This is a genomic window from Shewanella subflava, assembly GCF_025971955.1.
Lineage (GTDB): Bacteria > Pseudomonadota > Gammaproteobacteria > Enterobacterales > Shewanellaceae > Shewanella > Shewanella subflava.
Genome location: NZ_JAPDMX010000028.1, coordinates 398,053 through 421,803, shown reverse-complemented (window position 1 = coordinate 421,803; position 23,751 = coordinate 398,053). Strand labels below are relative to the sequence as shown.

23 protein-coding genes and 4 pseudogenes are annotated in these 23,751 nt (G+C 39.6%); 16 read left to right on the top strand and 11 right to left on the bottom strand.

Going from position 1 to position 23,751, the window contains the following annotated elements; translation table 11 throughout:
* Window positions 1-180 precede the first annotated feature (180 nt).
* Window positions 181-390: pseudogene (locus OHT75_RS13605) on the top strand (ISAs1-like element ISSba1 family transposase); the annotation flags it as partial.
* A 622-nt stretch (window positions 391-1,012) separates the two neighbouring features.
* Window positions 1,013-1,840 (top strand): substrate-binding periplasmic protein, encoded by an 828-nt coding sequence (locus OHT75_RS13600; protein ID WP_264727475.1) that lies wholly within the window; start codon window positions 1,013-1,015, stop codon window positions 1,838-1,840.
* Between the two features lie 224 nt (window positions 1,841-2,064).
* Here OHT75_RS13600 and OHT75_RS13595 read toward each other — a convergent pair.
* From OHT75_RS13595 to OHT75_RS13575, 5 genes and pseudogenes are all read right to left on the bottom strand, one after another.
* Window positions 2,065-2,260, bottom strand: a pseudogene (locus OHT75_RS13595) (transposase); the annotation flags it as partial.
* 241 nt (window positions 2,261-2,501) lie between these two features.
* On the bottom strand, window positions 2,502-2,681 hold the full coding sequence (locus OHT75_RS13590; protein ID WP_264727473.1) for a hypothetical protein: 180 nt from the start codon (window positions 2,679-2,681) through the stop codon (window positions 2,502-2,504).
* Window positions 2,682-2,703: 22 nt separating this feature from the next.
* Window positions 2,704-2,898 (bottom strand): annotated as a pseudogene (locus tag OHT75_RS13585) (IS66 family transposase); the annotation flags it as partial.
* 60 nt (window positions 2,899-2,958) lie between these two features.
* Entirely contained in the window at window positions 2,959-3,327 is a 369-nt protein-coding gene (locus OHT75_RS13580; RefSeq protein WP_264727471.1) for a helix-turn-helix domain-containing protein, read from the bottom strand.
* 11 nt (window positions 3,328-3,338) lie between these two features.
* Entirely contained in the window at window positions 3,339-3,638 is a 300-nt protein-coding gene (locus tag OHT75_RS13575) for a type II toxin-antitoxin system HigB family toxin (RefSeq protein WP_264727469.1), read from the bottom strand.
* A 297-nt stretch (window positions 3,639-3,935) separates the two neighbouring features.
* On the opposite strand from OHT75_RS13575, the gene OHT75_RS13570 reads away from it, so the two are divergent.
* The 5 genes from OHT75_RS13570 (at window position 3,936) to OHT75_RS13550 (ending at window position 7,355) form a co-directional block, all read left to right on the top strand.
* Window positions 3,936-4,325, top strand: a complete 390-nt coding sequence (locus OHT75_RS13570) for an MbcA/ParS/Xre antitoxin family protein (protein ID WP_264727468.1) — start codon at window positions 3,936-3,938, stop codon at window positions 4,323-4,325.
* The gene (locus OHT75_RS13565) at window positions 4,309-5,001 is read left to right on the top strand and encodes an RES family NAD+ phosphorylase (RefSeq protein ID WP_264727466.1); all 693 of its coding nucleotides are present in this window, start codon (window positions 4,309-4,311) and stop codon (window positions 4,999-5,001) included. The genes OHT75_RS13570 and OHT75_RS13565 overlap by 17 nt, the downstream gene beginning before the upstream one ends.
* Before the next feature lie 135 nt (window positions 5,002-5,136).
* Window positions 5,137-6,486, top strand: coding sequence for a type II toxin-antitoxin system HipA family toxin (locus OHT75_RS13560; RefSeq protein WP_264727464.1), 1,350 nt, complete (start codon window positions 5,137-5,139; stop codon window positions 6,484-6,486).
* Entirely contained in the window at window positions 6,483-6,851 is a 369-nt protein-coding gene (locus OHT75_RS13555) for a helix-turn-helix domain-containing protein (RefSeq protein WP_264727462.1), read from the top strand. Before OHT75_RS13560 ends, OHT75_RS13555 begins: the two co-directional genes overlap by 4 nt.
* Window positions 6,852-6,881: 30 nt before the next feature.
* On the top strand, window positions 6,882-7,355 hold the full coding sequence (locus OHT75_RS13550) for a hypothetical protein (protein ID WP_264727460.1): 474 nt from the start codon (window positions 6,882-6,884) through the stop codon (window positions 7,353-7,355).
* 173 nt (window positions 7,356-7,528) lie between these two features.
* Here the strand turns inward: OHT75_RS13550 and OHT75_RS13545 are convergent, their stop codons facing one another.
* Window positions 7,529-7,675 (bottom strand): hypothetical protein, encoded by a 147-nt coding sequence (locus OHT75_RS13545; RefSeq protein WP_264727458.1) that lies wholly within the window; start codon window positions 7,673-7,675, stop codon window positions 7,529-7,531.
* Window positions 7,676-8,113: 438 nt separating this feature from the next.
* On the opposite strand from OHT75_RS13545, the gene OHT75_RS13540 reads away from it, so the two are divergent.
* From OHT75_RS13540 to OHT75_RS13500, 9 genes are all read left to right on the top strand, one after another.
* Window positions 8,114-9,712, top strand: coding sequence for a site-specific integrase (locus tag OHT75_RS13540; protein WP_264727455.1), 1,599 nt, complete (start codon window positions 8,114-8,116; stop codon window positions 9,710-9,712).
* Complete coding sequence (locus OHT75_RS13535; protein ID WP_264727454.1) at window positions 9,705-12,602, top strand: site-specific integrase; 2,898 nt, start codon at window positions 9,705-9,707, stop codon at window positions 12,600-12,602. Before OHT75_RS13540 ends, OHT75_RS13535 begins: the two co-directional genes overlap by 8 nt.
* Window positions 12,603-12,608: 6 nt before the next feature.
* A complete protein-coding gene (locus tag OHT75_RS13530; protein ID WP_264727452.1) occupies window positions 12,609-13,856 on the top strand; it encodes a hypothetical protein in 1,248 nt (415 codons plus the stop codon).
* A 438-nt stretch (window positions 13,857-14,294) separates the two neighbouring features.
* Window positions 14,295-15,461, top strand: coding sequence for a site-specific integrase (locus OHT75_RS13525; RefSeq protein ID WP_264727450.1), 1,167 nt, complete (start codon window positions 14,295-14,297; stop codon window positions 15,459-15,461).
* 462 nt (window positions 15,462-15,923) lie between these two features.
* Window positions 15,924-16,454 carry a type IV toxin-antitoxin system AbiEi family antitoxin gene (abiEi, locus tag OHT75_RS13520; RefSeq protein ID WP_264727447.1) on the top strand — a complete coding sequence of 177 codons (531 nt, stop codon included), beginning with the start codon at window positions 15,924-15,926 and terminating at the stop codon, window positions 16,452-16,454.
* Window positions 16,451-16,615: a hypothetical protein gene (locus OHT75_RS13515; RefSeq protein WP_264727445.1), complete on the top strand. Its 165-nt coding sequence runs from the start codon at window positions 16,451-16,453 to the stop codon at window positions 16,613-16,615. The genes abiEi and OHT75_RS13515 overlap by 4 nt, the downstream gene beginning before the upstream one ends.
* Before the next feature lie 54 nt (window positions 16,616-16,669).
* Entirely contained in the window at window positions 16,670-17,071 is a 402-nt protein-coding gene (locus OHT75_RS13510) for a HipA N-terminal domain-containing protein (protein ID WP_264727443.1), read from the top strand.
* 34 nt (window positions 17,072-17,105) lie between these two features.
* Window positions 17,106-17,360 carry a type II toxin-antitoxin system Phd/YefM family antitoxin gene (locus OHT75_RS13505; protein WP_406682024.1) on the top strand — a complete coding sequence of 85 codons (255 nt, stop codon included), beginning with the start codon at window positions 17,106-17,108 and terminating at the stop codon, window positions 17,358-17,360.
* Window positions 17,347-17,634 (top strand): type II toxin-antitoxin system RelE family toxin, encoded by a 288-nt coding sequence (locus OHT75_RS13500; RefSeq protein WP_264727441.1) that lies wholly within the window; start codon window positions 17,347-17,349, stop codon window positions 17,632-17,634. Before OHT75_RS13505 ends, OHT75_RS13500 begins: the two co-directional genes overlap by 14 nt.
* A 236-nt stretch (window positions 17,635-17,870) precedes the next feature.
* Here the strand turns inward: OHT75_RS13500 and glmM are convergent.
* The 5 genes and pseudogenes from glmM to OHT75_RS13475 form a co-directional block, all read right to left on the bottom strand.
* Window positions 17,871-18,230, bottom strand: a pseudogene (gene glmM, locus OHT75_RS13495) (phosphoglucosamine mutase); the annotation flags it as partial.
* 127 nt (window positions 18,231-18,357) lie between these two features.
* Window positions 18,358-19,371 carry a UDP-glucose 4-epimerase GalE gene (gene galE / locus OHT75_RS13490; protein WP_264727439.1) on the bottom strand — a complete coding sequence of 338 codons (1,014 nt, stop codon included), beginning with the start codon at window positions 19,369-19,371 and terminating at the stop codon, window positions 18,358-18,360.
* Window positions 19,371-20,258, bottom strand: a complete 888-nt coding sequence (gene galU, locus OHT75_RS13485; RefSeq protein WP_319803639.1) for a UTP--glucose-1-phosphate uridylyltransferase GalU — start codon at window positions 20,256-20,258, stop codon at window positions 19,371-19,373. Before galU ends, galE begins: the two co-directional genes overlap by 1 nt.
* Before the next feature lie 64 nt (window positions 20,259-20,322).
* On the bottom strand, window positions 20,323-22,254 hold the full coding sequence (locus tag OHT75_RS13480) for a polysaccharide biosynthesis protein (RefSeq protein ID WP_264727437.1): 1,932 nt from the start codon (window positions 22,252-22,254) through the stop codon (window positions 20,323-20,325).
* A 328-nt stretch (window positions 22,255-22,582) separates the two neighbouring features.
* Window positions 22,583-23,749, bottom strand: coding sequence for a nucleotide sugar dehydrogenase (locus OHT75_RS13475; RefSeq protein WP_264727435.1), 1,167 nt, complete (start codon window positions 23,747-23,749; stop codon window positions 22,583-22,585).
* Between the last annotated feature and the right edge of the window lie 2 nt (window positions 23,750-23,751).

Genomic DNA, 23,751 nt, shown 5'->3' with positions numbered 1-23,751 from the left:
TTAGTGCATAACATTGAGGGAATACCAAATTCCCCGAAGAAAAAAGTTTCCCGCTGAATAAGATGACTTTGAATCGGCCCTAAAAGACAGGGAGATCTCACACTCTATTAACATGTAACAGTACGGATTTTTCGTATCGGCATGATTTTATTGAGCATATAATTCTCCTGAACTTAATCCATGACCATATTTGGACACTTGAAACTTATCGCCCCCTCGCTCTTACATCATCTCGACCATGATTTAGTAGATAATCATTTTCTTGTTTTAGCCGAGAACGATTCAAATTGTGCTGGTTGGTCAACTATCAAAGAATTTGTCAACGAGAACCTATCTTGGCTTGGTAAACATCGAGGTTTTGACAAAGAAGCACCGACTCGATCTTCTATCGGTTGGATGAATTTGACCGTATTGCACAGCCCTTAAACGAAGTCGATTGACGGGCTTAACTAGGATGACTGAGTTCAGTTGAACCGAGCAAGCTTTCGTGGTTCGCAACGCGAATGGCGTCGGTTCGAACTTAGATTGATTATAATAAGTAAAAAAACGCCTATTTAGCTTCAGCTGATAAGCAACGCTGGATATGCTCAGAAGTTAATGGAAAAAGGAGTTAAGCCCACCGATGACGATAAGCTTAGTTGCGTATTTCAAAAACGCATAAAAATGTTCAAAAGATAGTTAACGCTTTGCACATACCCGTCTGGAAGCAACGCCTCATTGTTAACATTCTAAGGTAACAGGCTGCCGATATTGGCCTGGGGTGGGCAAAGTTCATTAACGTATTACTGATCTGAGTATATCTCTCAAGGCCATTTTTATTTGCGATTGCAACGTGAGGATTAAACAATAGCATTAACCTTTTGTGAATAACGACCGCTCACGACTTAAGCTAACGCTTGAATTGGCATATATCCGCAAACTGCTCTATAAAACAAGTAACATCGGTTTAGCTAGATTGTGTTCATGACGTACATCTTAAGACTTCCGGTTACGTATTTTTTAAGAGGTAACAATGAAATATGCCATTTTATTAATCGCTTGCAATGTTACGCAGCTTTTTATGCCGACGCCTGTTTCCGGAGAGATCAGACTGACTATCGGAAGCGATCATTGGCCGCCCTATGAACTGGCCGAAAAGGATTTTGTAACCCATGGTTTCAGTAAACAAGTCGTCGAAGCAGTTTTGAAGCGTATGGATGTGAAGATCGAAGGCAAGATCTTCCGCTATCCCTTTGCACGATTAGAGCATCATATTTTACATGGTCACATTGATGCCGCATTCAGTCTAAGTTCGAATACAGAACGACAAACAGCATGTTATTTCCCAGCGGAACCATTAATCGATTCAAAATGGGTCCTGTTTATCCGTCAAAAAGATAAAAATAGGCTGACCTTTGCCACTTTAAATGACTTAAAGGGCAAAACCATCGGTGTTGTCAGGCAATATGCCTATACCCCGGCGTTTTGGGCGTTTTTAAAAAAAGAAAACAATTATGAAACCGTCAGTAATGATGAGCAAAATTTTATCAAGTTACGCTCTGGACGAATTGACTATGCCATTGCAGAATATGCCAATGCGTTAACGATATTGGAAAAGATGGGGCTAAATGATGAGTTAATGCCCTTGTTAACTCAGCCTGTTTACAAGACAAAATTATATTTAATTTTTAATAAACGACGTATTTCTGAACAATTTGCTACTCAGTTTTCCGATACCTTGAAAGCTTTCAAGGACACACCTGAATATGAACGGTTCTACCACGATTATTTTGCAAGCCAGCCTATTAATAAAGCTGAATTTTATCATGTTTGTCACCGGGGTAATTGCGTCGTGCACTAGGCGATTGATAACCTGTAAATTTCAAATTTTTAAATTTTTAATAAATAGTTACGTCTATTCGGCTTTTATACCGCAATTGCTATTCTTGTTTATATTCAACCACTTACAACAAAAACCCACTAACACTGAGACATCTTTTTGTCTGATAATGGCCATTTGAGACAATTTAACCTCGTCTTTTTCTGAGACTAAAATGTGAATTTTGCGCACCAATAGGAGTTGACCCGATCAGCCTTTAGCTTGCCATTGCCTCTAAATGCATGACCATCATCATTTTCTGCTCCTTTTATCCAGCGACCAAGTAGTTGCGGAGTGAGCTCTAAATTTCTAGCGGCTTCAGCAATACTTGTCATTTTGCTCTCTTACCAGTGCAATGGCATCAAGCTTGAACTCTTTTGAATAGAATTTACGTGTTTTCATTTCAATCTCCGGTTAAATCAATTATCTCTTAACTGGCGTAGTCGTATCAATTAAACCACGTCAAGTGGGTTAGACACTGAAAAATCGGTGAATACGTTCACCGATAGTTCCAACAATTAACTCTGCCAAAGTGGGTTGGGCAGTGACAAATCGGTGAATGCGTTCACCGATAAATACCCTATTCAGCCAAACTGCTTTAAAAAATCACCGATAAATGGCCAATTGAGATTGCCTCCTTGAATTAATCAGTGAAAAATCGGTGAATACGTTCACCGATAGATCCAACAATCAACTCTGCCAAAGTGAGTTGGGCAGTGACAAATCGGTGAATGCGTTCACCGATAGATCCAACAATCAACTCTGCCAAAGTGGGTTGGGCAGTGACAAATCGGTGAATGCGTTCACCGATAGATCCTTGCATTACACTTTTCGCAGTACCATCCGTTTTTAGATCTGATATCACCATCATCAAGATAAGTTAATAATTTTGGCCATTGGTTTAGTACATAGGTAATGGCTTTGTCTGAATAGCCTTTGGGAAGTACCTGTTGTTTTTCCAGCCAGGTTTTAAACTCCGTCAATATTGACACAGCTCCTTATTCTCTTAGTCGTTGTCGCTCAAGACCGCTGAGTTGCTTTTTCTAATAGCTAAGGGGGGCACTGTGGTAAACATAGTTTTACTGCAATTACTTTTTTATTCACTTAACCAATTGGTAGTCTTTCACAAGGCAATCCAAAGGTATTTTTAGCCCCTCATTTAGCTTGCGGATCATATTGAGCGTCAATCGACGCTGACGCTTTAGAATTTCGGTTACACGGCTTCGTGTACCTAGGAACGGAAGTAAATCTTTATCTTCTAGACCTTGTTGCTCCATGCGAAAGCGAATTGCTTCAATCGGATCAGGTATATCAATCGGGTAATTAGCCTCTTCAAAGGCTTCTACTAGAGTGGCAAGCACTTCTAACTCATCACCCTCTGGAGTGTTTGGTTCAGCATCCCAAAGCTGCTCAATACGGGCTAATGCTGTTCGGTTATCTTCTGCTGTTTTAATTGGTTTAACTTGCATATCGACCTCTTTTAAATAGTTGTTGCGTCTATCCTGTCATACTCAGCATGAGTACCTACAAAGCGCACATAGACCATCGAAAATTTATAATTTATTGCGGTGATCAGTCTGTATTTATTGCCGTGAATATTGAACACCACTCGATTGTTACCAACAAAAGATGCATTACGGTACAGTGCCTTAATATCTTGTGGCGTCTGCCAATTTGCGTGCTTGGCTTCGTAATGCCACACTTTAAGTGCCGATTCAGAGTCAGCATACTTTGGCTGCTCCCAAAACTCTCGCAATATTGCTCTAGATAAAACTCGCATTGAACCCCCTTTGCCGACCATTCCCATTATGGGAAAGCACAAATCAATAGTCAACATTAATTTCCCAAAAAGGGAATTTGTTTAACGAACTTTCGCGAAATTCTCCATCTATAGTGAGTTTGCTAAAATTCACCTTGTTGTTGATAGCTGTGGACAGCCAGTTTCTCGAATCTGTCGAGAAAGTCGAAAGCCACAGAATGTGGCTTTTCCTTTAATTAACTACGAATTTGTAGTAAATGTTGAAATGACTCCACAATGGAACTATATTGTAGTTAACAAGTTAAAGGGGAAATCATCATGCCTGCATTAGAAAATAAGGTGCTAGCTCAAAACCCAAGTAAAACTGCTCAAGTCGCACTTAGGGTGTTTTTTAACATCATGAATGAGTGGAGTGTTAAAAACCAAGATCAAATCACTTTACTTGGTAAGCCTGGTTCGACAACTTTTTATAATTGGAAAAAAGGACAAGCATCAAGTTTATCAGTAGATACGATGGAGAGAATTTCTTACATCATGGGTATTTACAAGGCGCTAGGTATTTTGTTTCCAACGCGTGAGCAAGCAGATGCTTGGATCAAAAAACCTAATAGTCATTTTAACAATGAATCGGCGCTAGCCTATATGCTAAAAGGGAGCATGATGCACTTGAACGATATGCGGAGATACCTTGATGCCCAACGAAGTTAATACAGTCTTCCCTGACTGGGAGAAGTTGCACCGCTTAGTTCCCAGTCACTTCCCTCCCATCGATTTATTTGAAAATGTTTCTTCTCCTGATGAGCTTGAGATCGTTTTTGCAATAGAATCAATTACTAATGACAGGCTCAGAGAAGAAATTGGTGATTTGGCGCTTGTACCTGAGGAAGAGAGAGTTTCTGGCCCTGGCTCGACACCTGTCATGGCTGCATTTACTCATATTTCCATTCCTACTCGATTCACTGATGGAATAGAGTTCGGTGTTTATTACGGGGCAAGAGATTTAAATACAGCATTTTCTGAGACGATTTACCATCGAGAAAAGTTTCTGGCGGCGACTAATGAGCCTGATACTGAATTAACGATGCGTTGCTATATCAATAAAATAGCGCTTGAACTCCATGATGTTAGGGGTGAGGAGTTTGAGCATTTATATACTGACGATTACGCAGCGCCTCAAGAGTTCGCAAAGGAGATCCGTGCACAAGGGAGTAATGGCTTGTTGTATAGAAGTGTTCGTGATGAAGGTGGTGAATGTGTTGCTGCGTTTAAACCTAGAGCTGTAACTATCCCAGTACAAGGTGGACATTACAAATACATTTGGAGTGGTAAAAAACAGAGGATAGAAAACATCCTAGAAATTAACCTCATCAGAGACTGTAACTAATTTTGTATTCACAAAATGGCGCTTGACTTTTTGAGCTAAAATCGTGTCAATAAATAGTGTAATAGCTATTTTGTGTGCTAATATTGTTTCAATAAATTAGTTTTACACTCTTTATTGAACCGAAATGGATTCATTATGCCTAAAGCAATTACAATTCAAATTAACTACGCTTTTGAGTGGCATGATGTTGCGACTATCGAGTTTGCAGAACACCTTGATTCAAGCTTTTGTCGACTGGACTATGAAACAGATCATGTGTTTACACACTATAATGATTTTGCAGAAACCGCAACCAGCGTCACTTTGCCAAACGACACCATGCCCTATCGAAATAATACAAACTGGTTTCGTTTTTTAGATGACATTATTCCCGCAGGCTCAAGTCGTAAATATTGGCTACGAACACTGCGCTTGCTCGATGAAGATAAGCTTACCAGGAATTTTATCCTGTTATCTCAAGGTACTATCGCACCGATAGGCAATATCAGGGTGAAAGAGTCGATACCTGCTATTATTATTAACCCAATACCAGTAACATTTAGCGTTGAGGATGTCTGTAGGCTTGAAGTCGACTTTATCGAATACGCACAGGCCAATGGAGCCGCTGCCGGCGGTGCGTCAGGTGCTGGTGGTGCGGCGCCTAAATTACTCCTTCGTTGTGATCCAGATGACAGAGTGTGGATCGATACCTTTCAAGATAATCCAAGTAATCTAGACACCCGATACTTAGTTAAATTTCCAAGAGGAACTGCAAGTATCGACCACGATATTTTAAGGGCTGAGTTTCACTTCTATCACGAACTTAACGCGCTTGGTTACGATACTATACCCATTGATGAAATGCGGTTGATAGAGAGCGAGCGAGGTCCATCACTTTGGTTGCCAAGGTTCGATGTTGCAACAATAGGCAATAAACAGCAATTGCTTGGTATGGAGTCAGTTTACTCTGTCCTAGATGTTGCTCCAGCGACTATGATGGATCATGGCAAGGTGATCCGCGCTTTGATAGAAGTGTTTACTTTAAAAAGCGATAACAGTGAAACAACAACGTTTCTCGATGTAGAGGATGGAATAGCCTCGTTTGTTATCGAGTGGGTTCGCAGGGACTTGCTTAATATTGCTTTTGGTAATTCCGATAATCACGGTCGTAATACGTCATTCATCAAGCAGAACAATCACGTATCCCTCGCGCCTATCTACGACTTTGCCCCCATGAAAGCCGATCCAGAAGTGATATCAAGGACTTTTATATGGGGGGCGGGCCTTGAATTAGGTGGACAATATGACTTTGTTAAAATCACTAATAGTCTTGCAGATCTTATTGAGCCAAAAGCCCTTTTAGATGCATTGGCTCAAACAGCAATAGAATTAGTTGAACTCAAGCAAAGGCTGGGAAACCGAGGTGTTCCCCAGTCTATTCTCTCTTTCCCAAGTATGGGGTATGAAAATTTAGAGAAGAAATTCAAAACCTGGAAAATACTATGACAGAAAAGGCCAAAATGTTAGCCCAAGATAATCGTCATGGCCGACTACCACTTGCTGCTAAGCGTAAAAAATTGCCGAGCTCTGTCAAAGATGAGCTTATGAAAAGTATTTGCATTGAGCTTATTACCAGTCAGATCACGACGGGTAAGGCTTTGCAAAGGTTGCGTACTGAAATGCTATTCGCTAATCAAGAGCAATATGCCAAAATGGTTGGCATTACAAGGAAGGCATTATCTGAGATTGAGGGAGATAAATCGAAAGCTAGCGCATTAGTTTTAGGTAAAGCCCTAAGGGGGGTTGGACTGGAGTTATTAGTCTTACCAAGAGATAAGTTTTTACAGGGTGAAATCATCAATTATAAATAGGGAAATGGGATGATTTAGGAAAATATCGTTATGCCAAAGACAAAAAAGTTGCCGCTAAACTCGCTTCAATTGCACCTCCATCCGAATCTGGTTACTTTACTATCAGGTGACAGATTAACGCAGTCAAAACTTCCAGATATTCAATTTCTTTCAGTTGAACAACTTCAATGTGTGCTTGATTCATGTCCCATACCTGTATTGAAACACGAAAAAGAAGGACAGTATTTTATATTGGCAGCAATGCCTATTATTGAAAGTATTCTCAGCTATGATGCATCATTAAAGTTAAATGCATCGCTCATTATTTATGAGGAAGCTGAACCAATCATGTCTACTCTTGCGCTCATCAAGCCAGCATTACTTATTCCTGAATTCAAATATTTACCAGAGCGATTGCACAGTCGACTAGGGAAAGCAAAATTACTTAACTTAGCCATACCTAGCAAAAAACAGCTTAGTCATTTAGCTCAAATGTCCCCTTCTTGTATTAGAGAGAGTAAGTAAGTAAGCAGCTTTAGAAGATTGTTGTTTGCGATTATTCATAACAGCCTCCAATAAATGCAAGGTCGTTTAAATGCGCTTTAATAGATAGGTTATTCATTGTGTTTCTCCAAAATTTAGAGGAACACAATCCCTAGAGGGCGTGTCCCTCTTGGGTTAGGTGGTGTACTTGGTTGCTATTTTGTTTCGGTAACTTTTCGCTCTTCTTGTTTTTGCTTCAAAATGAATATCGTAATCATTCCAAAACACACTACAAACGCAAAACCTACCGCAACAAGTGGCATCCAATAATTTACTGACTCAGAGAACATATGTGGGCTCATATCAATATTCCATGATTTGATTATAACATTAGGTTAATAAACATTCAAAAGTCACATATCTGTTCAAGTTCAATCATCGACCAGATTAACGCCAAATAACAAACTGAAAGTCCTATTCCAAAAGAAATTAAAACAAACGATTGGTACGACAAACTCAAGCTAAAGATAGCCAAAGATAAGTCCAGCGATAGTGTTTTGTATGCAATTAATCCAAACTTTAACATGCTCATTTTCTTTTCATCAAAAGCTAAAATTATCGCACCAAAGTGAGAAATCATAAACCTTGAGCAAAACTTAATTCAATAAACTGACCTTATTGATTAAATATCACCCATATTTCAAAAAATGATGATTAGTGTGCCCAAATTAGCATCCTTATTTAACTTTTAAGTTGAATTATTTTGATATGGTAAAAAAAAAAGCTGAAGTGAGTAAGTGATGAACAATGAAGCCATAAAGTCAAAAGAGCGATACAAAAATAGTGGGGCGCCATTTCCTAATGCTCAATTTTACGGTTTTAAGCTAATAGCAGCATTATTAAGGTTAAAAAAACGATACCCGCCATTACACATAGAAACTGTAACGCCATTTGACCGAGCACTTTTTAACTTCTTATATCTATGGTTAACAGGATCACTAGCATCATGTAAATCAATCGAAGATATTCCAGACATCACTATAGTCAGTGGTAGCCACCCCTGTCAGCCAAATAGCCTAAGAAGCATTCGTAAGAGTGCTCCTTCTTGGATCGAATACGCTATCGCAGTTCCAACTAAACATGGCGTTAATTGGCAATGGCAACCGATCCCAAACGGGTTAAACCATTGGTTCTCTGACGCAATAACAAAAACAAAGCAAACTGAGAAATGCTGGATATTGGAAAAAAAAGAAAAAGAAAAATTCTTTTCCTTTATCAATGACAAATGGCGCACTCCTACAGCATTAAAAGGTAAATATCTGACTCGAAAGGACGCACTGTTCAATTACTTTAATAAAATGGCTCAATGTGATCCTAACCTGCCAACACCGGCAAAAGCAGTTTTGCTTGGGGTCAATAAGTTACATCACTTTAACGCTTTAAAATATCAAAGACGAGATAGCGAACAAATAAGATATGATATTTTCAAAGCCCAAACACACTACTTGGATCGACTACGTCAAGCCATCACAGAACCAGCATTAATATCATTATTTAGTGCCCCAAAACCTATTACTCATACAGATTCTCAGATCATTCACTTTTCAGCTAAACAACAAGATTACTTATGCACCCCAGGAAGAATCCCCTCCTTACATTATGATGTATCAACAGCTTTGCGAACCTATATTCAATCCCCACCGATTTATCTAGGTTCACTACGACAAGTCAAAGTTGACTCTGTACGTCGTTTTTTTCACGAACTTCACCTTCAGGGTCAAAAGCTTGAGCAAAGTAAACATACTCAAGAAACCTTGCTAGAGCTCTATAACTTTAGAGTATTTGAACTCGCTCTGTTGTTTATCGTTTTAACAAGTACACGCCCCACACACGAAATCACATTTCTGAAAGAGTATTGCTTTGATAAGCAGTCTGTCCTCGTCTTTGATAAAGGGCGCTATCGATCTATTTGGTTATGTGAATATTTTCGTCAAGCATTATCGCGCTACGAATTTTTGCAGCAAAACTTGCGTCGTCATTCATCAACCACATTTGATACTCCCTTAATGTGGTTTTTAGTTGATAACCATCTAACTGTAAAACCATTATCAGCAAAATCATTGCGTCAATTTACGGCGAAATGGTGGGCTAAAGCTAACTCAGGAGAAATTGCTGTGCCCTATCAATTACGCCATTTTTTTGCTCAGCACGCGTTAACATCATCATCCCCTACACTCACCTCACAAGATATTGACAGACTGATGGGGCATGCTAATTGGGGCGAGCAACTGGGTAGTGACATGCTATTTCCTGTCGCACAAAACAAACTGACTTCCTTTTTAAATAAAATCCCTGAGTTTTTAAATTTAGCCAAAATAGAAGGGGCTCATCATGGCTAAGGGAACACTAACAGCTCAGATGATTATCAACTACCGTGTAGATCAGGGCATGGATTGTGAACAAAGCAGAGATATTCAATGGGTATGCGATATGCTTAACTCATTAAATATTAAGGAACGAGCATTATCTCAACAGCAGCTTTTAGGGATCAATAAACACATTGGAAGCATTCCTACTGGTCGACAAAGAACATTATTCAAAGCACTTAATCAAGTCTTGTTCTACTTAAAAGAAATATGTAACTGGAGGTTACCTGAAGTTAAAGAGCAAGTCTTTCGTGATGAATCGATGATGTGGCTACTTGGTATTTCAAAAAATAATCAACTGGCAGGTGAATGTTTTGCCAAATATAAGTCGCAACGTGAATCATTTATGAATGAACGATGGCATAACTTAGGTTGGACATTACTCGTTCTGAACTTTGAAGTCGCCCCGCTACACTTATCATACTGGCAAAAGATATTATCAACGCCGACTTCTATCGAGTTTTTCGAAGGACAATTTACACTCAAAGTGCCCCACTCTAAGCCTATTGCCTCATATGCTAATGAGAAAACGATGAGCTTTACCCGTTATCCACTGCCAGCTTTTCCCTTGAGGGTTTTGCAAGATTTTTACAAATCAACCGCTGTAAATGGGTTAACTATTAAGTCATTATTGGATGCGATTAATCGGTGGGTAGATAATAAACCCTATTATTTCGCACCAATGACATCATCAAAGTGGCTGCGCACATTTCAATCTTTTTGGCATAATCACTATGTCGTGCCGCCAGTTTTATTGCGAGACTTGAGTGATCCTATGCGTCATGTCGCAACACTGGAACCCACAAAATCTAGCTTTGTTGATGCCATAAAGGAAAAGTCATTATTCATACCACCATTGAAGCAAACAAATTTCGTTGATGAAAATAAAGAACTCGGCACTAGAAACGCACAATGGCCACATAAAGCGCTCATAAAATTTCATAAACAATCACCTAACAAGAAACATCTAAGGCCAGTTACGCCTGCTTGGGAGCAACAAAATGTGCTCCCAAAACTGTTCTTCCTCTTTACTGAGGAACTATTTAATGAGGGTGGGGTTCAAAAGAAAACCCTGCCGCCACAAAGTATCGACCGCTACACAAATTTTTATAAGAGTTTAAGTCCATTGAGCTTTGATGATGCCTGCGACTCAGAGAAGTTGCATCTTTGGGCACATACAGAATTTGAGCGTTTAGATGATAAAACCACACCTTGGCATTTATATAATTTTCTTCGAAGTGCAGCACATCAAGAGCTCACTGACCAGTTAGATTTAGGTCAATTTGAGCGCCCTGAACTCCCTTCTCTTGTTGATCCATTTTGTCTCAATGTTTCTCAAGTCCATAATGCTGTAGCACTATTACTCTCGTCACAAAATGGTGATGCCATGCAACGGCTATTTGCCAGCATAGCGACCATTCTTGGTTACTATGGAGCAATGCGAAGAAGTGAAGTGTTGAGGCTGCGCCTTGGCCACATATCGTTAAGCCCTCAAAACAAACAGCTTTTCAATATCGTGATAACAAAAACTCCTGAGGGAAGCACCAAAAACGGTAAGACAAGAATCGTCAGTGCATTTATGCCTGAATCAGCAGCCAAACTGATCCGAATATTACTAAAAATCAAAGCTGGCAGTGATGAAACTCAGCCTTTTCTTGGGTTTCAACACGAATCTATACATTTCCGTTCCAGTCATTACATTTACCCTGCAACTCAGGCGCTAAAAGCCCTTTTCGGTCCCCAAATACGTTTCCATCATTTACGACATGGCGGAGCAGAGTTACTTTACTTACAAGGATTGCACCTTGCGTATCAGCGTCAAGGATGCCATCTATCCAGCATCCTTCAAGATGAAGCAACACAAGCAATGCTGTGTAACGAAAGTTGCATAGCGCGATTTGATTTTTGGTTAGAAGGCCGCCCACTTAACGAACTGAATGTCGGGTTACTCTTCGACATTATTTCAAAACAATTAGGCCACTCCAGCTACTCAACGACACGGCGCCATTACCTACATGGTATGGATAAAACCGTTGAAATACTCAAACCAACTTATCGCCAATACTCAAGAGCAGAACTTCGCTATTTACTGGATATTCCCGTCAATTCAAATGATATATCACGTATTTTAAGCTCACTTTCCCCTGAGTATTCATTACTGAGCAACAAGGATAAAAAGCAGTTTCAACCCCAATTGGCAGAAAGCCAAATTCTCAAAAAAATGAAACTGAGTCATTTTATGGGGACAAAAAGTACTGCGAACAATAAACAACCTCACACTCATGGCAATGATAATTTTGCATCTCTTTGGATAAGTTCATTACCTAAAGACTTTGTCGATAAACATACATCCTCATTTCATTATTTTTGCAAAAAGTCATTTATATCACTGAATAATGAAACCTTAGACTTCAATACCGTCAGTAATCAATGGCTGCAATTGACACAAGGGCAATATTTAAACTTTACCAATAAAGAACTAACCGCACTTAAAACACTAGGGGTCCCAAGAATCATTCCCCACAAACCAAAGGCTAGAGCAAGCGAAGAAACACTTGACCTTCATTTTAAATGCCCATGCAATCAAAAAATATTGCAAGCTTTTAAGACCCTGTGTCACGAAGGTGCGTTAAAGCGTTACAAAGCAATTTTTGTACTTGAACAAAACAGAAAAATCCTTAACAGCAATAAATTGAATATGGTTAAACAGCAATTTTTGCGAAAAGGTGATGAGGCTCGCCAGCACATAATCCCTACGGGAAATACTCAATTAACCATCACGTTAAAAACCCTCATTCCGTCCACGCTGTTACAGCAAGCCCTAGAAGAATATTTCACACATTTAATATCACAAAAAGGATAACTAACTATGCCAAAATTAATTTTTAAGCCGGAACATCGACAACCCATGAACGACCTTTTAGAAAAAGTCAGTAAATCAGATGCAGAAGCCCGGATCTCATTCATTATCAATGATGAAACATGCAAAATAATTAACGGATCAGGTGATGACATTCAGATCATCAGCCTTTATTTAGAAAAATCTTGGCGATTAAAAAAGGGAGAATGGAGCCTATCTGCAAGTAGCTTTAAACAATGTTGGTGTCATCTGCACGAGTACACTTCCCAGAAAGAAGACTTTGAAATCGTCATCGAATATGACTCCAAAAAAACCTTTCCATATGTTGATACCTTGATTAATGGCGAGTCACGAATTTATATTTATGCCCAAGAGGTCGTAACAGAACACCTTGATTTTCTAGTGCTTTCAGAACAAGCAAAACAGCACATAGTATCGACGACCTCAATCAAATCAATTATCAAAGCTGCGGAAACACACACGCCTTTTGATGCTTTCGAAATTAATAAAGCACAATCAAAAATTCGTATTGAGCGTGACAATGAAATTATTCCATATGCGCTTCCCCAAACGTTAATCCCAGAATTCGACTTGTTATTAAATAAAGAAAGCCTCGAAAACTTGAGTCGACTATGTGATTCAACTCGCTCTGACACACTGTCTATCTATACCGATGATGAACGAGCGATATTTAGTGATGGCAATCGCGTCGTGTCGAGTTCGTTACTTTCTTTACGAGATTATGCTCATAAAAAGGAAACGTCTTATACCGTTGAGCAAAAGCTTGTGATCAATACCTATACCTTAAAAGACGAAATTGAAAGTTATCGCAATATGGCCATAGTAAAAAAAGCAAACGAAGCACTACTATACATCGATAATACGAACGTGATGCTAGCCGGATTAACAAAGGAAACCGGTGGTAATCGATTTTTGTCAGCGGAGCACATCAGTCAAACACAGCCTGCGGTTTACCGCATTAACTTAAGTGCACTTGCAAAGGTAAAAGTTAAAGACGTCACAACAGCCAATCAAATCAAGGTGCAATTGCTACTTGGTCAAGATGGTAAACGAAAACTGGGCTTCTATAACGATAAAGATTCAACACATCCTTATGAAAGTGTTTATGATATTGAGCTCGCACCAGAGAAAATGGCCGAGGTGCTAGAAGCGAAAAAAGCACTCGAATCAAAAATGAAAAATAATCGCGGGGGTCGTGAGTTACAGGGCGACATGTTGGGGTTTGATGATATTTAAACGAGCCGCAAATGGGCTAGTGTTCAGCACCCGTTCTATTGTTCTCGCATAGTTAGTGAACATTTTAAAGTCGAAAGCTTAAACAATAAAACACTGGACAAATAAACAGTATTGATTATAGTGATAGATGTCTTTTTAACCAATAGTACTCAATTGAACGCTATTGGGAGAAAATACAAAATGAAAGATAGGAAGGTAATATTTAAGACGTAAGAAGTAAGAGTAGAAGTAGGCAGTAATGAGTTAACTTGCGCGTTTTTAAAGCCTTGTTAACCTAAAGAAACCTAAAAAAAGCAGTTGGGGCAGAGTGGCGGCAACCACCCTACCCCGTATCGGCTGCATTGACTATTAATCGAGACCAGCCGATGGGCAAATTCTAACGAATTCCATTGGTAAGGGACAGATCTATTTAATGATCGCAAATCAATGGAGGCCACTATGGCTCATATTCGCATACGTCCAAATGGACGCATTCAGTTCGACATGCATCTTTATGGCTGCCGCTTTCGTGAAGGCACCAAAATGATGGCAACGCCTAAAAACTTAGCCCAAGCCAAAACCATGCTCAAAAAAATGAATGCTGAAATCGATTTGGGCAGCTTTCAATATCGTGACTATTTTCCAAAAAGCAAAAAAGTCGCTCAATTTGAAATACTTCAACGTGAAAAGCATCCAGATCGTGAATACCCATTTTTCAACGACTATGCCAATCAATGGTTTTATCGCAAAAAAGGCACCTGGAAAAACAGTTACACCGATACCATCCGCAACATACTAGACAAATACCTTATCCCTGAATTCGGTAATACCTTGGTCAATGAAATCACCCTATCGCAAATTGATTACTTTCGTCAGGACTTAATGGAAATAATGAAAGACAATGAACAACGTCAGCTATCCAATCGCCGTATTAATAGCTTGCTTTGGCCATTAATTTCAATCACCAGCTTAGCCGCTGAAGAATTTAAATTTGAATACCCACTCAGACGATACAAGGCACTCAAGGAAGAAAAAGCGGAATCAAACCCAATGACAATCAAAGAGGTCAAAGTATTTCTTTCTCAAGTTGCGCCTGAATGGAAAGATTATTTCATCATTCGATTTTGGACAGGCATGCGAAGTTGTGAGGTGCATGGCCTTGATTGGTGTCATATTGATTTTGCACATCGCTTAATTCGTATTCGTCAAAACTGGGTCAATGGTGAGGTCTGTGATGTAAAAACCCCAAAATCCAGACGCGATCTAAAAATGTGTGACACGGTTTATGACGCCTTTAAACGCCTTTATGATTCATCCGATGCTGGAACTGGCTTTATATTTACAGGTAAGCATGGTTTGCCACTGGATACCCATTTTGTCAGTAAAAAAATATGGTACCCAACATTAATCAAAGCCGGCTTGAAACGTCGACGCGCTTATGAAACTCGCCATACTGCAGCGGTACTGCATATCGCAGCATTAGAAAACCCAATCTATATTTCTCAAATGCTGGGTCACAGTGATACGCGTTTATTATTTGATGTGTATGCCCCCTATGTGGCTAACGCTGCACGAAATGATGGTAATGCCTTTGACCAACTAATGCGTAATGAGAAGTTAATCTGAAAGTGATTTCTTATAGGATAACGTCAAATTTTGTTAAGTCACATGATGTCATATTTTTCACTCTGGAATATTAACAATATTTCATACTGAATAAAGATACGGTGACTTGCGTAATCAAAATTTGATACTAATCTTAGCTAACTGACAGGATTGACTCCTTTGCCTCTCGGTGACCTATATCATCCACCTTTTTGCCCATTAGCGTATGTTCAATGGGCTTTTTTTTAGCTCGCAAGCACGTCAACCACTCCACCATTTTCTAATCATTCTTTACCCTAGAGGATACCATCAGATAAGGTGAATTTAATATTGCGTTAGCTACATCATATAAGCTCAAGTTGAGCTTAACCTTTTTACCCAAATTCATCATTGAGCAGGTATTTTTAAATAATCAAAATCTAAGGTAATACAGACTTAATGGGTCTACACTAAGTTACTTATTTGGTGATTTAGTGTAGACCTATGACAAAGTCTCATGAGTTATTAAACGCATTAGCTAAAGCGGTGTACGTTGGTGGTGGCATTCACAGTGCAACAGAGCTTGCTTTTATGCTGAGTGAGTCTTGTAATCCAGCCTTTAGAAAGTTTCTAGGAGATTGCATTAAAAAAGGCCTATTAAGACGGGTGGTAAAAGGCTGCTATGAAAGCGTTATTACATCACCTGAGCCAGATACTGCCATTTATAAAATCATCAAAAAGCTGCGTAGTGGTGTATTGAACTACATTAGCTTAGAAACTCAGCTAAGTCATACTGGTGATATTTCACAAGTCTTGATCTACAGAGTCACTATAGTGACTAAAGGTCGTAGCGGTTGTTTTGATACGCCTTATGGCGTGGTCGAATTTACCCACACTAAGAAACCAGTTGAACAAATTGCACCTAATTTGTACTTTGATCCCAACATCAAAATGTATCGCGCGCACAAAGAACAAGCAATTGCAGATCTAAAGCATTGTCAGCGAAATTTACATATGTTGGAGAGCCAAATATGAGGACTCGTGCGGGAGAGGAAGTATGCAATGACTTCAATATGGAAATGAGTCGCTTTATTCCTAAAAAAATTAAAGTGAGAACCGTCGATACCCCAGAATATTGGGCATATGTTCAAAACTTTATCAGCAGTATTTTCTGTTTTAAACGGATTAGGTATTAAACTAACCTCTAAAGAATTAACCCCTTTAGAAAAGATATCATCCCCTCACGATGAGTGGGTTTAGATATAAAAAAAGCTGACGCTTACAGGCTATACATCAAATACGTAGGTCAAGTAATTGGTAATTTATCTTTAGATAACACGACCAACTTATTCAAACTTAATTATTCACCGCAATGGCAAAACGAAGGTTTTGCTATCTCACCCAGGTTAACACTGGATAATCAACACTCACCAGAAGTCGCATACAACTTTCTAGATAATGCCTTGCCTGAAGGTGAAGCCAGAAAGCTATTGGCTGAAAATTTGGGTGTTTCTGAAAAAAATGTTTATTCACAAGTCCGTGCCATTGGAAATGACTTAGCAGGCGCTGTAACATTTTTACGTTCAATTGGACATTTAAACAGACCTGTTAAAAGGTCTTTTTATTTGCCCAAAATTTTAAATGACCTATAATAAGCACTGTAATTAAGTCACTAAAGGTGAACGTATGCAAATCATAAGACCGATACTTGCTGATAACACAACGAGTATTTCCGAGTTAAAGAAAAATCCAATGGCAGTTGTTGAGCAGGCCGATGGGTTTCCGGTAGCTGTATTGAATAGAAATAAGCCTGAATTCTATTGTGTTCCAGCGGATGCTTATGAGGCGATGCTGGATAAACTGGAAGATATTGAGTTGACTCAACTCGTTAAAGAACGACTTGAGCAAGGTGAGGTAGAGGTAAGCCTTGACGACCTATAAGCTCGTTTTCAAGCGCGATGCTGAGAAAGAGTGGCGAAAGCTTGATTCCCCAATTCGGGAACAGTTTAAAAAGAAGCTGCTGGAGCGCCTAGATAATCCGAGAGTCGAATCAGCTCGACTTAGCGGAATGGAAGATTGTTACAAGATTAAATTGCGTAGCGCAGGATACAGGCTTGTATATCAGATTAGAGATAATGAGCTAGTTATCTCGGTTGTGGCGGTTGGAAAGCGGGAGCGCAATCATGTTTACAAAACTGCAGTCAAGAGAATATAGGAAGCAGATATGCAAAATTGGATAAAAAAACCAATATGGTAATTTGTGAGGGTGTAACAGATTCTGTAATTGCGTATTGGTGTATTGGTGTATTGGTTTAACTGTAAGCGTAAAACCAAGCAGTGAAAAGTTAATATAATTTACTCAATATTAAAAACAAAAACACAGGTCGATTATTATCGAACTGTGTTTTATTTATAAATTTGAAATGCATTCAATAGGTTTAAGCTAACTGTCAGCTTAGTGCCTGAGTTAGAGAAAAACTTAATACCGTTATCATAATAAGGATTGTGTGAGGCACTAATCACCACTCCAGCATCCGCTCTGAAGGTAGATGCAAGATAAGCAACTGCAGGAGTTGGCATTGGGCCAATTAAAGCAACATTAATCCCTGCAGCTGATAAACCCGCCTCAATAGCAGACTCAAGCATATAACCACTACTTCGCGTATCTTTGCCTATTAACACTTCTTTTGTGCCAGAAGATGCTAATACCTTGCCAGCAGCCCAACCCAATTTCATCGCAAAATCAGGAGTGATAGGAAATGAACCTACTTTGCCGCGAACACCATCGGTGCCGAAATATTTACGAGTCATAAAAAACCTAGTTAAATTATAAATAACAAAATCATTGAAAAAATTAGATTAACGACAAAAATTAGTTTTAAGGTAAATAAATAGGCATTAGGTTTAGCCCATAATGCACTATTACATATAAACTTGATTAATCTTTATAACCATTTGGATTCATTGATTGCCATTTCCAACTGCTATTTACCATATCTTCAAGATTATGTGTCGCTGTCCAATTTAACTCAGCTCTCGCTTTTGTCGGATCGGCATAACAAGCACCAATATCACCGGGTCGGCGAGCAACAACTTCGTAGCTAATCGATTTCTGAGCGGCTTTTTCAAAAGCCTGGACCATATCAAGCACACTGTAACCCACTCCAGTCCCCAGGTTATAAGTCACAAACCCACAGTCTGTTTTAAGTTTGTCTAATGCTTTTAAATGCCCTAAAGCAAGATCGACAACATGGATATAATCCCTGACTCCAGTGCCATCATGGGTTGCATAATCATTACCAAACACCATTAACTTTTCTCTTTTACCTATGGCGACTTGGGCAATAAAAGGCATAAGATTATTGGGAATGTCATTCGGGTCTTCACCAATCAAACCACTTTTATGCGCACCAACTGGATTAAAATAGCGAAGGCATGCAATATTCCAACTAGGATCTGAATGGGCTAAATCGGCAAGAATATGCTCAACCGTTAGCTTAGACTGACCGTAGGGATTCGTTGCTGAAGTCGGGAATGATTCTAAAATAGGTAAACTGGCTGGATCACCATAAACTGTCGCAGAAGAACTAAATACCAAATTTTTAACATCAAAGTGAGCCATCACTTCACATAGCACAATCGTGCCTGTCACGTTATTGGTGTAATAGCGTAAAGGTTGAGCGACAGACTCACCCACGGCTTTTAAACCGGCGAAATGGATCACTGACTCAATCTGGTTTTCACTGAAAAGCGTTACCAATAAAGGTTTGTCTAAAATATCACCTTGATAAAACTTCACACCTTTACCCGTGATAGTTTTTACTCTAGCCAAACTTTCAACACTCGAGTTAGATAGATTGTCTAAAACAATCACCTCTTCACCCGCGTTAAGAAGCTCGACTATGGTGTGGCTACCAATATAACCCGCACCACCTGTAACCAAAACTGCCATTAGATATCCTTAACTAATTGTGTAATATTCTTTAAAAAATCAGCACCCAGTTTCTTATCACGGATGCCATATTCCACAAATGCCGTCATATAACCTAGCTTATCACCACAATCGTGTGATTTACCGGTCATGTTGAAGGCTTCAACAGTATCTTGTTCAATCAACATATCAATGGCATCGGTTAGCTGAATTTCATCACCTGCCCCAGCTGGCGTTTTTGCCAATAATGGCCAGATTTTTTCTGATAGCACATAACGGCCAACCACAGCCAGATTAGAGGGGGCTTCATCTACTGCAGGCTTTTCGACCATAGCGTTAATTTTTGCAGACTCACCAGGGGCAATACTAACGCCAGCACAATCCGCAATACCATACTTGTTAACTTCACTTATCGGTACTGGTGCCACCATAATTTGACTTGCGTGTGATGCTTTATAACGCGCTATCATGGCTGCTAGGTTTTCAGTTTTTTGATTCGCGGTATATTCATCTAAAATCACATCAGGCAACACCACTGCAAATGGGTTATTGCCAATACAAGGTTTGGCACATAAAACCGCATGGCCTAATCCTTTCGCTTCACCTTGGCGGACATGCATAATGGTGACATCTTTAGGGCAAATGGATTGAATTTCATCTAACAACTGACGCTTCACACGCTTTTCTAGTTGCGATTCCAATTCATACGATTTATCAAAGTGGTTTTCAATGGCATTTTTACTGGCATGGGTCACCAGTACGATTTCTTTCACACCAGCTGCAACACATTCATTGACGATATATTGAATAAGCGGCTTGTCGACAATAGGCAACATTTCTTTAGGGATGGCTTTCGTTGCCGGAAGCATACGGGTGCCGAGGCCGGCAACAGGAATAACAACTTTCATCAATAAAATCCTTAAAAAAATAAACCCAACATTGAGTCGGGTTTATAGGTTAACCATATAAAGTTTACGCTAATTTAATTACATTCTTATTTGAAACTAGATTTTTCTCGGTTTGCTGATATAGCAAATCACAAATACCATCGGTAGGTGCAAAACCCGTTGGCGTTTTCAGTAAAATATCGCGGATTGCTTCATGATCAAATTGATGACAAGCGGCATCTAAACGCTCAAGGATTTTAGCGTATTCATTCCAGGTTAAATGTAACTCGTTAGCCGTCATGATGCGTTCGTGTTCAGTGCCAGTGACATCATCACCAATCAGTAATTCTTCGTAAAGCTTTTCGCCTGGGCGAAGACCACTAAATTCAATGGCAATATCCCCTTCAGGATTGGTTTCATCGCGCACTTCGAACCCACTCAAGCGGATCATCTTAGCCGCTAAGTCGACAATTTTTACTGATTTACCCATATCTAATACAAATACATCGCCGCCTTTGCCCATCGCGCCCGCTTGGATGACAAGTTGTGAAGCTTCAGGAATGGTCATAAAGAAACGCGTGATTTCAGGATGGGTGACAGTAACCGGTCCGCCATTGGCAATTTGACTACGAAATAAGGGTACAACCGAGCCTGATGAGCCAAGCACATTACCAAATCGCACCATGCAAAAACGTGTACTGTGCTTTTCTTTAGCAAAGGCTTGTAACACTAATTCAGCCATACGCTTTGTCGTGCCCATCACATTGGTCGGACGAACTGCTTTATCGGTAGACACTAAAACGAATGTTTCCACTTTAGCGGCAATAGCGGCTCGCGCAGTATACAGGGTACCAAACACATTGTTACGCACCCCTTCAACCACGTTATGCTCAACAAGCGGAACATGCTTATAAGCTGCAGCATGATACACCGTCTGAACACCAAAAGATTCCATAATGGCTTGAACACGATTCTCACGCTGTACAGATCCCATCATAGGTAAAATACGCACATTTAAACCGAGTTCCGCAGCCGTGGCGTTTAATTCTCTTTCAATGGCATAGAGCGAATATTCGGACAATTCAAATAGCACTAACTTTTTAGGTGCCTGCTTTAAAATCTGACGACAAAGTTCAGAGCCAATTGAGCCGCCAGCACCAGTCACCATGACCACTTTATCTTTGATATTGGCGGTTAATAAGTCATGACGTGGCGCAACAGGATCACGCCCTAACAAATCATCAATCTCGACTTCTTTAATGTCACTGTAAAGCTTGGTGCCATTAACAAGATCTGCCATCGCAGGAATGGTTAACACCTGAACGGATAAGGGTTCAAGTCGATTGAGAATGTCCTGACGCTTGCTTCTGGTCGCACTAGGAATAGCAAGCAATACTTTGGTCGCTTTTCGCTGTTTGATCAATTTACGAATAATAGAAGGTGAATGAACATGCACACCTTGAATAACCGTGCCATGTAATGCTTCATCATCATCAACAAAAGCAAAGGGATAATATTCATGGCTAAGCACTAAAGAGGTGAGTAGTTGGCGACCACTTACACCAGCACCATAGATAATAACTGGCTCACCAATTCGCTTCACGCCAGAGCCGACAAGCGATCGCACTATCGCACGAGTGCCACCGATGAACACAATGGCAAAAGCTGCATAAATAATAGGAACGGTTCGAGGAAGTAGCGCATCAGTAAAATAAGACGCGATCACTAATGCAATAGTCGATACGACAACGCCTAAAAAGATAGCGCTCAACGCTTGCAGGCTCATATAACGCAATACGGCGCGATATAAACCAAGTTTGGTAAAAGCCACTAGACTAAAAGGCACCACAATAGCCACTAACAGCCAGTAACTCAGATCAGCTAATACGCTGATGTCATCAACTCTCACTAACAATGCCGCCCAAAAAGCAAAACAAAGAAAGATTGAATCAATAACTAAACTGACAACACGTTTATGTGAGCGTTTCAGCCCAAATAATGTTTGCAAAAAATCCATTTTCCGCTCCAAATTGATAAAAATCATAATGTATTACAACTTAAAATACTGACAAGATCAGCGCGTTCATTTTAGACGAACAACGTGATCATTGCACAAATTATGGTTTGTGCATTATACGTGAAACCACAGTGTGATGGTAAATAAAACCGCTAAAAAATGCGACAGAACAGGGAGAATTAAACACTCAGATTAAAAGGCCAGAGACAGTTTTTATCGCCATTTTTAAATATTGAGACAGAAATGAGAAACGCTAAGGCTTGTAAAACAATACCCTAGCGTCACAAAGCGAATAGATAGAACTATTCGGCCAGCATAACGACTAACATTAATCAGAGCCAAATAAATCCCGCGTATAAACTTTATCTGCGACATCACGGATTTCATCCACCATCCGATTTGACACAATCACATCGCAACTTGCTTTAAAGTCTTCGAGTGATTTAATCACTTTAGAGTGGAAAAATTCATCTTCATGTAAAACAGGTTCATAAACAACCACTTCAATGCCTTTCGCTTTCAAGCGCTTCATAATCCCTTGAATACTTGACGCTCTAAAATTATCCGAACCCGACTTCATAATGAGTCGATAAATACCAACACGATTAGGATTGCGCTTTAAAATTGATTCAGCGATAAAGTCTTTACGCGTTGTATTCGATTCAACGATCGCACCAATAATATTATTAGGCACATCGGCATAGTTAGCACGTAATTGCTTAGTATCTTTAGGTAAACAGTAACCACCATACCCAAAAGATGGGTTATTATAGTGATTGCCAATTCGTGGGTCTAAACCCACACCTTCAATAATTTGACGTGAGTCTAAACCATGCGACTCGGCATAAGAATCTAGCTCGTTAAAATAAGCAACACGAAGAGCAAGATAAGTATTGGAAAATAACTTAACAGCTTCTGCTTCTGTAGAGTCTGTAAAAAGGACTTCTATTTTTTCTTTTACAGCCCCTTCAACCAATAGATTAGCGAACACTTTTGCTCGCTGTGAGCGCTCACCGACAATAATACGAGACGGATGCAAGTTATCATATAAGGCACGACCTTCACGTAAAAACTCTGGTGAAAAGATGATGTTATCAGTATTAAATTTCTCACGAACGCTTTTGGTATAACCCACAGGAACGGTAGACTTAATTACCATTACCGCATTAGGGTTTATTAACAAAACATCTGATATAACCGACTCAACAGACTTAGTATTAAAATAATTAGTCTCAGGATCATAATCTGTAGGGGTTGCAATAATGACAAAATCTGCGTCTTTATATGCTACAGTTTTGTCTAATGTAGCTTTGTAGTTTAGAGTCTTATTAGCTAAAAAGTACTCAATTTCAACATCGACAATTGGCGATTTTTTTTCATTAAGCATCTTAATTTTTTCAGGAACGATATCAACCGCGACCACTTCATGGCTCTGGGCCAAAAGCATCGCGTTTGATAAACCTACGTATCCGGTGCCAGCAACAGCAATTTTCATTA